Origin of the sequence: Paeniglutamicibacter terrestris, assembly GCF_012271785.1 — a bacterium.
GTDB classification, from domain to species: domain Bacteria; phylum Actinomycetota; class Actinomycetes; order Actinomycetales; family Micrococcaceae; genus Paeniglutamicibacter; species Paeniglutamicibacter terrestris.
On record NZ_JAAWVT010000004.1, the window covers coordinates 196282 to 209965 of the forward strand.

The window sequence follows — 13684 nt, forward strand, 5'->3', positions numbered from 1 at the left end:
CTTTTGAATAGTGACGACGCATCCCCAGCGGCATCACATCTAAAATTTCGGATTTGTTTCGTCAATCGCAGTGCTTTGTCATGTGTTCGTGCCTCTCGTCAAGCCACGTCCCCCTCCTTCCGGCGACGCCATGCGACCAGCGCGAGGGACGCGAGTAAGGCAATCCCACCGGCGAAGAGGAATGTTTGCGAGCCCATTCCTCCGGTCAACGGCAGGTCCAGACCTGGTTGTTGTTCGTTCTCGATCGGATCGAAGTCCCAGATCATTTGTGCCGGGGCCGCTCCACCGATGGTGAACGTTCTTACCGTCGGATCCAGAATGAATCCGGCGGGGGCTTTGGTCTCTTTCAAGGCGTAAACGCCCCACTCGAGGCTCTTTATTTTGAATGCGCCGGCGGCTGGATCGATGTCCAGATCGGTGCAGTCAGCCGCGCTGGCGGCGATGCAGTCCTCAATAGACTGCGGTGCCGTCTCGCCTGGGCCGGTCACTTCCCATTCGGAACCTGAGAGCGCATTGCCTAGGACATCGACTTTCTCCCAAAGCACCGAGCCAAGGATCGGATGTTCGGTACATTCGACAACCTCTGGATCGCAGGTCTCCGGCGGGTTCTCACCATCGGGAAGCAGGAAGTTGATGGCCACGCCATTACCGAATTCAGCCGTCTTGACCGTCACGGAGTAGCTGACAATGACGGTAGTTCCCGGTGCCACAGATCCGTCGATCACGATCTTGTCGCCGACCAGTACCGCCGTCAGGCCGGTTTCAGCGTTCAGGCTACCGAGGTTGAACGTCGCGTCGTCAAAAACGTCTGCGAGATGGTCAACGTAGTTCACGTCGGCCGGCAGACCACCGGAGTTCTCGAAACTCAGTGTGTACTCCACCGTGCTGCCCGGTTCCACATAACTGCCGGTAACCGGATCAGAGGTCTTCTCCACGTTGAGCTTTGGCGGGTAGCAGGCACTGATAGTTGCATTATCGGTGTCCGTGAAACCGTTGTTGCCTGTCACCGTTGCGGTGTTGGTGAAGTCGGCGCACTTTCCTTCGGCGTTTTCCGGGACTGTCCAGGTAATGGAATAGTTTTTGACCTGCGGCAGCATTCCCTGCGTCCACGTAATGGTCCAGGCCGGGTCGAAGATGTGGTGATCATCGGTGATGGTTACCGTCTTGTTCAAGGCAGTTTCCGTCCAGGTTCCCACCGAGACTGCTGCAGTGCCCGATGCGGTTCCCGTGGGCGTAAAGGCAGTTGCCATATCCCACGTCGCCGTCGCGGTATTGATTCCTGTGTAGGAGGGCAGCGAGGTGAAGGTGCAGCTGTAGTCGAAGTCCATCGTCGAATTCTTCGCTATGACGGCATCGAATTCAGGTGTGCCCGGGACTAGGTCCGCGACGGTGGCATCCCCGGTTACTCCGGTGACAACACATTGTGCTCCGCCTCCCACATCCACGGAGTCACTGAGCGTGGCGGTGATGTCCTGCCAGTCATTGGGATTCTCCACGGTCATGACACCGGTCATCGCCCAATTGCTATCGGTGGGCGTGCCCGGGGTGACAGTCACCTGGTAGTCAACAACTACTTCACCGTCGGCATTGGTTTCGTAAGGTCCATCGCCGTCCACTGCTGTCTTTTCGATGTCCCAGGGGTACGAGCGGTTGAAGGCACCCGTGACGTTTTTGGTGACGACAAGGTCTGCTCCCAAGCAGACGTCAACCGTTGCAGAATCACTGCCGGTGCCGCCGTCCGTCTCAAGATAGGTTGCTGTATTGATGTATGGGGAGCATTCGCCGACAACACCCGGCCACGTTATCGAGTAATCGAATGTGCGTGGGGAGGAGGCGACTGTGACCACGTTGCCACCAGCAATGGTCGCGAGGTCAAATTCTGTATCAGTAACTGTGACTGAACCATCGGTGACAGTAGGGCTGACTCCAACAAAGGTAAAGCTCCGAGTGGCAACTGCTTGGCCGCTTGTACCGAAGTAGGAAGCCGAGCTCCATGTGGCAGTGACGGTGTTGATTCCCTGAGTCGCGGCGTTCGTCCCTGCTGGCATGGCGCAGGTGTACCTGAATGTCGAAGTGCCAACCGGGATGGAGACCGGTGCGCCCACTGATATTCCGGCACTTGTTGAGACCGAGCATTGGGCACCCGGCAGAGTGTCGCTCAACGTCACAGCGTTTATGGCGACAGTATTGGCGTTGACCACAGTTATCACTCCGTCAACAACAAAATTGCTGTCTTTGGGGGCCCCAGCCTTTACCAATACGCTGTAGTCGACATCCACAGCCCCAGTTGGGGATTTCACCGTGGCCTCCTGGCCCGCAGCAAGATTCTTTTCTATAGTCCAGTCGTAGTCGCGATCGAACTTAGCGATTGCAGTCTTGGAAACCGTAAGGTCCTTATACGTCGTCTTATTGTTCGTGAAGGTACACGTCACTGCCGCATTATCCAGCAGGGTGAAGGAAACGGTACGCCCCGCGAGGTCGACTGTCGAGGTCACGCCCACACAGGAGAGGTTCGAGAGATTCCAACCTGCGGGTAGATCCTTTTCAGAGATGGTTACTCCACCAGGCGCAACCGTGTACGTGGAGCGATCTGGAATTGTCGTCAGACCGGTGTCGGATACGGCACTGTCATCCAGCTGAAATTCCACGGTGTCCGAAGTCTTCAAAGACTTCAACTCAAAATTGAAATCAGTTCCGTCTGCCGGTACAGCATCCTTGATGATCGTCACAAATCCAGCTTGGACGGAGCTAGCCGAAATCTGATTGTCACGACTTCCCGTGGAGGCGCAATTCATCGACGACAACGTCACGTGGTACGGAGAACCGTTGATGGAAGATGCCCCCGTTCCAGGTCCGTGGTCAAGTTCTGAGGCAATATGGGCACTGAACAAAAGTGTCACTGAAGGGGCAGTTACATTGAAAGTTAGGTGGACCGTATCAACGCGATCGTTTCCTGATCCAACGTCCACTTGGGTGTTGGTAATCGTGGCACCGGTCATCGAATATTGGTCGATAAAGTCGTAGGCCCATTTACCCGCCTGACGAACCTGATACGTGAATACGAGTTCATTCTCGCCCAGTGGCATCTCGATCATCTCAACACGTTGATGAACGTAGCCTCCTTCGTAAAGCCCTTGGGAGAGATTGCCATTGGCAAAACTTGTGATGTCAGAGCGCTGCATGAAGGTGCCAATTTTCCCTCCCCCGAGGTTTGTGTCACAAACGCCAGCAACGGCAGCCACAGCGACGCCTTCTCGAGCCGATACTCCCGTCGTTTCACCGGTCTCAGTCCTAGCCGACGTAACTGCCGGTTCTTCTTCGGACTTTTTGGTGGCCTCGGCAACGGCGGTATCCGACTTCAGTGTTTCAGTAGGCTTCACCGGTACGGGCTTTTTGGATTCCGGGGCCGCAGATTCCGAAGGGTCTGAAACCTTATCCGGTGCGGTCGTGGGAGCCTTCGTGGCGGGAGCCTTCTTCTCTACTGGTTCCTCGGACTCCACGGCAGCAGCTGACGGTGTAATGGCGATGGTCTTCGCAGCGCTCGCTTCGGGCGTGGCCTCGGCGCTTTGGGTGGCCTTCACCAGCGGCTGTTCAGTGGGAACGGCCTGATCGTTTGCGGTTGATGCTACTGCGGGATTGAAGCCACCGCCGCCGAACATCATGGTTGCTACAAGCGCAGTCGTCGCGCTAGCTCCCACCATGGAGCGGACAATCCCGTTCTGCCAGATCGTGGCCAAAAGTGAGCCCTTGCGCATGGCGCGGCGACTCCGTGGTTTTCGTGCAGCATTTTCCCCAAGTGTGCCGAACACTTTAAGTACCCCAATTACCCCCAGGGGTGCAGCAACCTCTCAAATAAATGCTGTTTACGATGTGGCCTTGGCCTATCCGTTGGTCTGGTCCAAACCCCAAGTCTGAACCTCGCCCAGCATGTACTAGGGGCCCCAGCTCCCAATTTGCATTGCTTGTGCTGGGCACCATGTAACCACAGTTAATGGGCCACGTCCACGGAAAGGAGCGGACTACTTTTTTACCAGCAGAATTTAGAGAAAGGGATACTCAATTTTGGGGCACGTGTCCATGACAACCTCGAGGCCCGCTGCTTTGGCTCTTTTGGCAGCCGATTCATCACGAACACCGAGCTGGAGCCACACCGCGCCCGCCCCAATGGCAATCGCTTGATCCACGATATCGCCCACTTTTTGCGAGTTCACAAAACAATCCACAACATCGATTTGCCCAGGGATCTCTGCCAATCGTGTATATCCGCGGTTTCCAAAAACATCTTCGCCACTGAGCGATACCGGGATGATTTCCATCCCCAAGTCATCTTGCAAGAAGCGCGAAACGCCTGGGGCAACGCGGCGTGGATTATTGCTCAGGCCGACTACCGCCCACCGCCCACGGGTTTGCAGCAGACGGCGGATCACCGCCGGATCATTAACGTGGCCTGCGCCGGTTTCGTTGCTCATGGTCTCTACGCTATCGCCATCTTCTGCATCTGTACCGCCGACGGATTCTTCGTATTGCCTCACGCCAGCGGGATTAGGAACGGCCAATGGCCCTTCCTAATCCCCCGCTGCTGCTGAGTGTTCCGCAAAAGCCCCCCGAAACTTCGCGGCCGGATGGCTACTTTCAAGGCGTGGACCACGCCCGAAGACCTTTTCGCGCAGGGTTCCCGGGGTGTACTCGGTTTGCGCCAAGCCGCGCTTGTGCAGTTCGGGCAAGATCCCCTCGATGAAGTCGGAGTATGAGCCGGGGAGGATCTGGTTCATGATGTTCAGCCCGTCCATGTCCGCATCTTGCCAGTCTTCGATCTGGTCCACAATCTGTTCCGGGGTGCCGGAGATCTGCTGCGCCTTGGCTCGGTAGCGGGCGAGGTCGCCGATGGTTGGCTTGCCGCCGGGCACCGAGGCGATGGCCGCCTCGAGGACGCCGCGAGCGCCCTCGGTCTGAACGTCGCCCAGCGGTGTGTCAAGATCCAGCCCGCCAAGGTCGATTCCGATTCCGCCACCAATGTGGGCAACGATTGCATCCAGATCGAGGTACTCGTCGTACTCGGCTTCCTTGCGTTTGGCTTCTTCCTCGGTGCTGCCGACGACGAAGGAGAGTCCTGCGAAGACCTTGACATCTCCCACGGCACGCCCTGCAGCCGCCTCAAGCTCGCGGATCTTGCCCACTTGCTTGGCCACGTACTCCGGATGCGGGGCAAAGAGGAAGGTCGCCTCCGCGTGCTCGGCAGCGAATTGCTTGCCGCGTGCGGAGGAACCTGCCTGGAAAAGGAACGGCGTGCGCTGCGGGCTTGGCAGGGCCAAGTGCGGGCCTTCGATGGAGTATCGCTTGCCCTGGTGGTGGATCTTGTTGATCTTGGCCGGATCGGCAAAAATTCCGGATTCTTTGTCGGCCAAGACCGCATCGTCTTCCCATGAGCCCTCCCACAATTTGTAGGTGGCCTCCACGTATTCTTCGGCCCAGTCGTAGCGGTCGTCGTGGGCGGTCAGCCCCGCGGCCCCGAAATTCCGGTGCGAGTTCTCCAGCACGCTGGTCACGATGTTCCACGCAACACGGCCGTTGGAGAGGTGGTCAAGGGTGGAGAGCTGACGCGCGAACTGGAACGGTGCGGCCTGTACCACCGAGCTGGTCATCGCCAGTCCGATTTCGCTGGTGGTCGCGGCAAGGGCGGAGAGCAACACCAACGGGTCGTGCGAGGGAACCTGCATGCCCTTGCGAACCATCGATGCCCAGCCACCTTCATGGTTGCCATAAAGACCCACCACGTCGGCAAAGAACATGTTGTCGAACTTGGCGTCCTCGAGCTGCTTTGCCAAGTCCACCCAGAGCTTGAGCTCGTTGAAGCGGTGCTGCTGGGCCTCAGGGTGGCGCCACTGGCCACCGAGGATGTGGCTCGGGGTATTCATCAGGAATGCGCTCAGCAGCAGCCGGGGCCGCACGTCAAAGGTACCCATTTATTTGTTCTCCAATGTCGAATCCTTGGCGTCCCCGATGGAGTGAAGCCCGGTGGGAATGGTGCCGTTGATGTAGTAGTCGCCCACCGAGCGTGCCTTGAAGGCCACCGGATTGTGGGTGGCAACGGTACGGGCGTTGCGCCAGTGCCGGTCCAGGGACTTGCCCCGTGAAACGGAGGATGCGCCGGTAACGTCAAACAGTTCGCTGGTCGCATCGAGCACCAATTTTGGGACACTCACGTGCGCTTGCTGGACAGCGATCTCGGCGCGTATGAAGGCAGCGGTTGGATCCAGGCCCAGGGCCGGATCCACCGCGGCGTCTAGGTCTCGGGCAGCGGCGAAGACGATCGAGTCGGCGGCGTAGACGGCCGCTGCGATGCGCCCAACTTTTTCCTGGATCAACGGGTCGTTGCGGAACAGATCCCCCGAACCGGTATTGAAGGTACGGGTACGCTCGCGTACCAACAGTGCTGCATCCGCCAGTGCGGCACGGCCGATTCCTGCCAGCACGCTCAACAACGCCAGCTGGAAGAACGCCGGCTCAAGCGTGGAGGAAACCTTGCGCTGAATGATGTCGGCGAAATCGACCACCACATCGTCGAAGATCGCGGTGCCGGTTCCCGTGAGCGGCTGACCAAAACCATCCCAGTCGTCAATAATCCGGACCAGTGGATCGTCGGCGCGAACGATGGCGTACTGGCGGCCTTCAACGCCCTCGGTGCTGGCCATGACCACTACCCAGTCGGCAAAAATCGACCCGGTGGTGTAGTACTTCTCCCCCTTTAGCAGCCATTGGCCGTTCTCCTCACGGAGCTTGGTATTAGTGGTGCCCAGTGCGTTGCCGCCCTTTTCCGTGGCCGCATTGCCAAAGATCTCCCCAGCCAGCACCCGCGGGAACCAACGCAGCCGAAATTCCTCGGGCTGCAGGTTGATGGTTTCGACAAAGGAAAAATGCGAGCGCAACAAATGCCCGACGTTGGAGTCGGCTGCAGAAAGTTCCACGATGAGCCGGAAAAGATGCTCGTGGCTAACCGGATCCCCACCGTGGGACACCGGGACACGCAGCGTAGTGAAACCCGCTTCCTTGAGCCATTTCACCGGTTCAAAGGGCAAAACGTGGTTACTCTCCCGTTCCACGGTTCCTTCGGCAATACGCCCAAATACTGGGGCAAAGCGTGCACTCAGCTCGGCGTAACGGGCTTCGTCGGTGCGTTCCTTCAGGTACGTTGCAGTCATTTGTCTTCCTCCACCTTCATGAGATCCAAAAATATTGACCAAGACCTAGTTCGTTGCCATTTCGCGCAGCAGCGCCCCGGGGTTTGAATCCAGCAGGAGCCGGGTGTATTCGCTGGTGGGATTGTTCAGAACCTGTGTGGCCGTCCCGACCTCGACCAGCCGGCCCTGGCGCATGACTCCCACATCATGGGAAATACGCTCGACCACGTGTAGGTCATGGGAAATGAAAAGGTAGGACAGCCCCTGATTGACCTGCAGGTCCTCCAAGAGCGCCAAGATCTGCGCCTGGGTCAACACGTCGAGCGCGGACAGGGCCTCATCGAGCACCAGCGTCTTGGCGCCCAGGGCCAATGCCCGGGCAATGGCAACGCGTTGGCGCTGTCCGCCGGAGAGTTCCTTGGCGCCCAGCGCGGCCATGCGGGTGGGCAGGTTGACCGCGTCCAGCAGCTCGGCAACTCGCAGCCTGCGTTCGGCCTTGCTGCCCACCTTGTAGTTCTCCAGCGGCTCGCTGATGATTCGGGAGACTGAATAGCGCGGGTCCAGAGCCGAATCCGGGTTTTGATACACCAATTGCAGGCTGCGCCACAGCTCGCGCTTGTCAATCCCGCGCGCGTGGGTAACGTCTTGTCCGTGGATCTTCACGGTTCCGGCGGTGGGCTCCAGCAACCGCATGATCATCCGGGCCGTCGTGGATTTCCCGGATCCGGATTCCCCCACCAAGGAGAACGTTGTGCCGGGGCGCACCGCAAATGACACCTCGTCCACCGCCGCGCGTTCAGTCTTGCCCCTGCCGTAGATCTGTGTAAGCCCAGCCACTTCGATGGCTGGGACGGTGATGGCGCCCATGCCAGTGGCGATTCGGGACGCGTCGCCCGAGGCCGTGGCCTCGGTGAGCAGCATCCTCGTGTAAGCATCTTCGGGAGACCGCAGAATCTCAAGCACCGGACGGTCCTCACGGATCTGTCCGTGTTGCATGACCACAATGCGGTCGGCGATGTCGGTGGCGACGGCAAGGTCGTGGGTCACGAAAATGACAGCGGTTCCGAGCTCGCGCGCCAGCTTAGTGAAGACCTCCAAGACGGTCTGTTGGACCGTTACATCCAAGGCGGAGGTGGGCTCGTCGGCAATCAGCAGCTCAGGTTTCAGGGCAAAGGCAATCGCAATGAGCACCCGTTGCTTCAGTCCGCCGGAAAGCTCATGCGGGTATTGAGAGATGCGTTGTTCCGGGGTGTCGATCCCGACCAATTCCAGTAGCCGGATGACTTCGGCGCGCAATTCAACTCTGGAGAGCTTGTGCCCCTGCGGGTGCAGGCGGAAAACTTCGGAAATCTGAGAACCCACGGTCTTCACGGGGTCCAGCGAAGCCCCCGGATCTTGTGGGACCATGCCGATGCGTCGACCGCGGATCGATGCCAGTTCCCTCTCGGAACGGGACAGCAGGTTCTCGCCGCCAAGATTGATGCTGCCACCTAGGATCCGCGCGGACTGGGGTAGCAATCCGATGATGGCCTTGGAGAGCGTGGATTTGCCCGAACCGGATTCACCGACCAAGGCAACGATCTCCCCGGGTTTGAGTGTCAGATCGATGTTCTGGGCCGCGACGACTGCTTCGTCACCGTGGCCATAAGTAATGCTGAGTCCGCTGATGTCCAGCAACGCGGATGCCGAGGCGATGGTGCTCATGCTATTCCCCTTGACTAGAAACGGAAGATTTTATGGAGCTGGCGCCCGAGGCCTGCCAGCAGGACGACCACCAAGACGATGACTATGCCCGGAAGAGTCGTGAGCCACCAGGCGGAGGCCAAGTATTGTCGACCCTCCGCGATGAGCAGGCCCCATTCCGGGGTCGGTGGTGGGGATCCGAAGCCCAGGAAACCGAGCCCCGAGATTGCCAGGATGGCCACCCCCAGGTCCACGGCCAAGAGGGCCAGAACCGGGCCGCAGGAGTTTGGCAGGATGTGTTTGAAGACCACAGACCAGTAGGTTCCGCCGTTCATGAAGGCTGCCTCGACATAGTCGAGGCTCCGAACACGCAGGACCTCCGACCGGACCACCCGGGCGAACGAGGCAATCGAGGCAATGCCAACGCCGACACCCAGGGAAATCGGTCCAGGGGCATACGCTGTGACGATAATCAGCGAAATCAAGAATCCCGGCACGGCCAAAAGGACATCAATCAGGCGCATAGTGACGGCATCGGCGGCGCGTCCAGCCGTCGCAGCCAGTAGGCCCAGTCCGGTGCCCACCACCAGCCCGATGCACACGGCCAGTCCGGCGGTCAGCAACGTTTGGCTGGTTCCATGCACGACGCGGGCGAAGACGTCGCGCCCCAGATGGTCGGTCCCAAACCAGTGTTCGAGTCCCGGCCCCTGGAACTTTTGGGCAGGAACACCGCTGATCGGGTCATAGCCGCTAAACAAGGAGGGAAAGAGCGCCCACCCGACGACCACGATCAACGGCGCGCACGTCAACCAGAACGAGACCGAGCGAATGGCACGTTGCTTGGGCTTTGCTGCGTGGCCTTGCGCCGTTCCGTTATTTGGGCCGGGATCCGCCCCGCCGCCCAGCGTCTGCAGCAACGGTTCCTCTAGTTTGATGCTCATGGGTGTTCTCCGTTCAAGCCTAGGCAACGAGTGCACGCGGTGCCCCGTGCGTTCCACTCTTGAGGATTCGTGGATCCAATAGCGGGTAGAGCAAATCAACAACGAGATTGACGAGGACGAATGCCGTGGCCGTCAGCAGAACCATCCCCTGGACCAGGGCAACATCCTGCGCAGTCACTGCCTGCAGCACGACCTGACCGAGGCCCGAACGGGCGAAGACGGTCTCGGTGATGACCGACCCTGCCAAAAGCGTCCCCACGGTGATGCCACTGATAGTCATCGCCGGCGCAGCCGCATTTTTTAAGGTGTGACGGAAGAAGATCCACGATGGCGAGGCCCCCTTGGCACGCAACACATCCACAAAGGGTTGGGCATGAACGTTGTCGACGCTCTTAAGCAGCACTTGGGCGATTGGCGCCGAGATGTGGATCGCCAGGACAAGCACCGGGACCGCAATGGAGGCAAAGGAACCATCGGGGAAGAGGGACATGATTCCCAGCTGGATCGAGAGCAGCTGTAGGAGCACCAGTCCCAGCCAAAATACCGGAACCGCAGCGAATAGCGGCGGCAAATTGATGATGAAGCGCTTCAGCCACGACTGGCGGACCAGTGTGGCTGAAGCCACCAACAACACAGCGAGTGCCACAGCTGCAACAAATGCGCTGGACGCGAGCACCAAGGTCGAAGAGGCCACCGAACCGATGCGTTCCGACACGGGCTGTCCCGACGCCAGCGAGTACCCGAAATCGCCCCGAAAAAGACCGGTCAGCTGATTGAAGTACTGCACTAGCAGGGGCTGATCGTAGCCGTATTGCGCCTTCATGGCAGCAATGGTTTCCGGGTTGGCCGCCGCGTCCGCGGAAAGGAAGATCGTTACCGGGTCATTTGGCAACAGCTGCACGGCCAGAAAAACCAAGGTGTAGGCAAGCCAGATGACCAGAAGCGCCTGTCCGATACGTCGCGCGATATAGGCGGCCATGGGTGACTACTTTCCGGTCTTCCAGGCACCCTGGAAAATTGGGGCGGTGCCAGAGGTGAATTCGACGTGTGCACCGGCGTTGCCGCCGTAGACCTGAACCTCGTCCCAAAGGACAAGCGACAAGGCCTTTTCGCTGACCAACTGGCGCTGTTCCTCTTCAACTAGCTTGGTGTGTGCCGCCTCGGTAGTGGCGGCACGTTCCTTGGCAAACAGCGCGTTAAGCTCCGCGTCGGCATTCAAAGTCTGGGTGTTGTTCGCCGGGCCGAAGACCGGGCCCAATCCACCGTAGGCAAACTGGCGGGTTCCGAAGAGCTCGTTGTTCGGATCGATCATCGCGGTGGCCAGGAACGTGTTGTCGGCGGCACGGTTGATGAGCTTGACGCCGATTTCACGCCACTGCTGTTCGATCAGCTCAAAGGCCGGCTTAATCACCACGGAATTGTTCGAGCTCGTGACGGTGATTTCGAGCCTGACCCCGTCCTTTTCCCGCACGCCGTCGGCACCGACGGTCCAACCCGCGGCGTCCAGCAGTGCCTTTGACTTTTCAGGGTCGTAGGCGAGGTCGGCCGACAGATCAACAAATCCGGGGGCTTCGTGGTTCAGTACCGAGCCGGCAACCACATAGCTGTCGGACAAAACCGTGTCTTTGATCGACTGGCGGTCGATGCCCACCTGGAGTGCCTGGCGAACCGTGGGGTCGGAGAGCTTTTCGCTCCCAATCCGCACAGCGGCCATGTTGGTGGTCAGATCGATGCCCTTGGCCGGCAGCACTTGGTTGCCGCTGTCCTTCAGCGCTATCTCGTCAACGGGCTGCAGGCCACGGGCCAGATCAACTTGGCCTGTCTGCACTGCGCCGGCGCGGTTTGAGACCTCGGGCAGGTACTTCACCACCAGCTTGTCCAGATATGCAGCGCCCTGATTTTCAGCGGTCTCAGGTGCCCATTTGTAATCGGTCCGCTTGGCGAAGGTGACTTCTTCATCGGTTTTCTCCGACTCGAAGACGAATGGACCCGAGCCCACGAGCTTGGAAATTGCAGATTGCCCGGCGTTGTCCAGCTTGAGCGTGGCTGGGGAAACAAGTCCTGAGGTCACGGACGAGGTGGCCCGCAGAAAATTCGCGTCCGGACTCTTGAGTGTGACCTTGACCTGATTCTTTCCCACAACCTCTGCGGACTTGAACGCGGAGAAGTCGACGTTTGGAGCGATCTGGGCTGCCTCAACTCCCAAGCCGAGCGCGTCAAGGTTAGTCTTGACCGCTGCCGCATCCAGCTGGGTACCGTCCGAAAAGCTCACGCCGTCACGAATCGTGAACGTGAACTCGGTCTGGTCCTTGTTGGCCGTGAACTTCGACGCTATCCAGCCAACGAGTTTCCCCGATTCCGCGTCAAAGTACGTCAGGCGGTCCAAGACACTATTGAGCACGTTGGACTTCTCGTAAAACCGGGCCGCCTGTGTTTGCCAGTTGTTGATGGGAGTGACCTCGGCGTAAACGAAGGTTCCGCCCTGAACCGGCTCGCTGCTACCCGTTGGTGCGGCATTGACCGGCGTCTGCGCCCCGGAGCCACACGCGCTTAGTGCCAAGGTGGCGACGGAAAGGACGGTTAGCACTTTCACGCCGAAGCGCGCGCGAATCCTGTGCTTTGTGGGTGGATTGTTGTTGCCCATTGTTCATTCCCTCTCGGTGTACCCGAGGAATGCCGCGGCATGGCTGATCATTCGAACCCTTACCTGTTAGGTGGCGGTATTCGGTGGACCGGCGCAGAGTTGGCTATCTCCATCGGTCCTGGCGGTAGCACCGGCCTCCGTCATAAGGAAGTGGTTGCTGCGGCGTCAACGAGCCAGGTCTCTCAGCCGCTCTGGATGGTGTGTTCATGGTTGACCGTTAGTCGTTCCCGAACGATTTAAGTGTGTCGCAGATTCTTCGATACGACCAAGATTTGACCGCCACACGTGAAACAAAAGGACGCAAAATCATGACTTGATGGCTTAAATGCGTCACCAATCGTCACAAGACCGATTGTGAAGCAGCAATTTTTAAATGCTTGTGTCATCGCCGCGTCATGTGGATAATGCACGAAGAAGAACCAGTCTGGGGCGTGGAAATCTGCAATCATAACCCCCGCAGTCAGCACTCTCGACCCTATTCACCCTGAAATTCGCCGGCCCGCGGGCTCGCCGACGTGGGATGATCGCCTCATGGCGGAAATACGGACACTGCGAACCAAACATCGGCGTTTGCGCGTACTGGGGATGCTCCTCGGCGGCGGCGCCGCGGCAGCGCTCAGTGGCCTTCTGGGTCATTGGACCTATGCCCCGGCCATCGGCTGGAGTGTTGCCGCCCTGATTTACAACGCCTCGGTGTGGATCAGCATCGCCCCGATGGACTCCGTCAGAACCGCCGAGCACGCCCAAGAAGAAGACCCGGGGTTCCAGACGACCGACCTACTGATCTTGGCCGCGGCCATTGGTTCTCTAGCCGCCGTTGTCATGGTGATTGCTGGCGGAAAAGACGTCTCCGGATCCGCACGGCTGCTCTTGGCCCTGCTGGCGCTGGTGTGCACCGCTTCCTCGTGGCTCATGGTGCACACCCTGTATACGCTGCGCTACGCGAAGATCTACTACGGCGGAGTTCCCGGTGGCATCGGATTTAATCAGGTCGAACCACCGCAGTACACGGATATCGCTTACATGGCCTTCAGCGTCGGAATGACCTATCAGGTCTCCGATACCAACATCACCACGCGAGAGATGCGCTCGGCGGTGCTCCGCCACAGTCTCTTGGCGTTCCTCTTTGGCACGGGCATCGTGGCGACCACCATCAACCTGGTGGTCAGTCTGGCCGCTTAAACAACGCCGGTGGTGGCACACCCTCGCGGATGAACCACCACCGGAGCTTTTAGGAC

Annotated in this window: 9 protein-coding genes and 1 riboswitch; of the genes, 1 reads left to right on the forward strand and 8 read right to left on the reverse strand. The window is 59.1% G+C overall.

Annotated elements, in window-relative coordinates; translation table 11 throughout:
- Positions 1–98 precede the first annotated feature (98 nt).
- The 8 genes from HED64_RS10720 to HED64_RS10755 form a co-directional block, all read right to left on the reverse strand.
- Positions 99–3755: a DUF7927 domain-containing protein gene (locus HED64_RS10720; protein WP_168152117.1), complete on the reverse strand. Its 3657-nt coding sequence runs from the start codon at positions 3753–3755 to the stop codon at positions 99–101.
- 285 nt (positions 3756–4040) lie between these two features.
- Positions 4041–4469, reverse strand: coding sequence for a CoA-binding protein (locus tag HED64_RS10725; RefSeq protein ID WP_168152118.1), 429 nt, complete (start codon positions 4467–4469; stop codon positions 4041–4043).
- A gap of 96 nt (positions 4470–4565) precedes the next feature.
- Positions 4566–5963 carry an NtaA/DmoA family FMN-dependent monooxygenase gene (locus tag HED64_RS10730; RefSeq protein WP_168151993.1) on the reverse strand — a complete coding sequence of 466 codons (1398 nt, stop codon included), beginning with the start codon at positions 5961–5963 and terminating at the stop codon, positions 4566–4568.
- Positions 5964–7199, reverse strand: a complete 1236-nt coding sequence (locus HED64_RS10735; protein ID WP_168151994.1) for an acyl-CoA dehydrogenase family protein — start codon at positions 7197–7199, stop codon at positions 5964–5966. It lies immediately after the preceding gene.
- Between the two features lie 45 nt (positions 7200–7244).
- A complete protein-coding gene (locus HED64_RS10740; protein ID WP_168151995.1) occupies positions 7245–8882 on the reverse strand; it encodes a dipeptide ABC transporter ATP-binding protein in 1638 nt (545 codons plus the stop codon).
- Positions 8883–8896: 14 nt separating this feature from the next.
- The gene (locus HED64_RS10745; protein WP_245325907.1) at positions 8897–9802 is read right to left on the reverse strand and encodes an ABC transporter permease; all 906 of its coding nucleotides are present in this window, start codon (positions 9800–9802) and stop codon (positions 8897–8899) included.
- A gap of 19 nt (positions 9803–9821) precedes the next feature.
- Complete coding sequence (locus HED64_RS10750; RefSeq protein ID WP_168151996.1) at positions 9822–10781, reverse strand: ABC transporter permease; 960 nt, start codon at positions 10779–10781, stop codon at positions 9822–9824.
- Positions 10782–10787: 6 nt separating this feature from the next.
- Complete coding sequence (locus HED64_RS10755) at positions 10788–12446, reverse strand: ABC transporter substrate-binding protein (protein WP_168151997.1); 1659 nt, start codon at positions 12444–12446, stop codon at positions 10788–10790.
- A gap of 106 nt (positions 12447–12552) precedes the next feature.
- Positions 12553–12648, reverse strand: a riboswitch (SAM riboswitch).
- A 329-nt stretch (positions 12649–12977) separates the two neighbouring features.
- Between HED64_RS10755 and HED64_RS10760 the strand changes: the two genes are divergently transcribed.
- On the forward strand, positions 12978–13628 hold the full coding sequence (locus HED64_RS10760; RefSeq protein ID WP_245325908.1) for a DUF1345 domain-containing protein: 651 nt from the start codon (positions 12978–12980) through the stop codon (positions 13626–13628).
- The last annotated feature ends 56 nt before the right edge of the window (positions 13629–13684 follow it).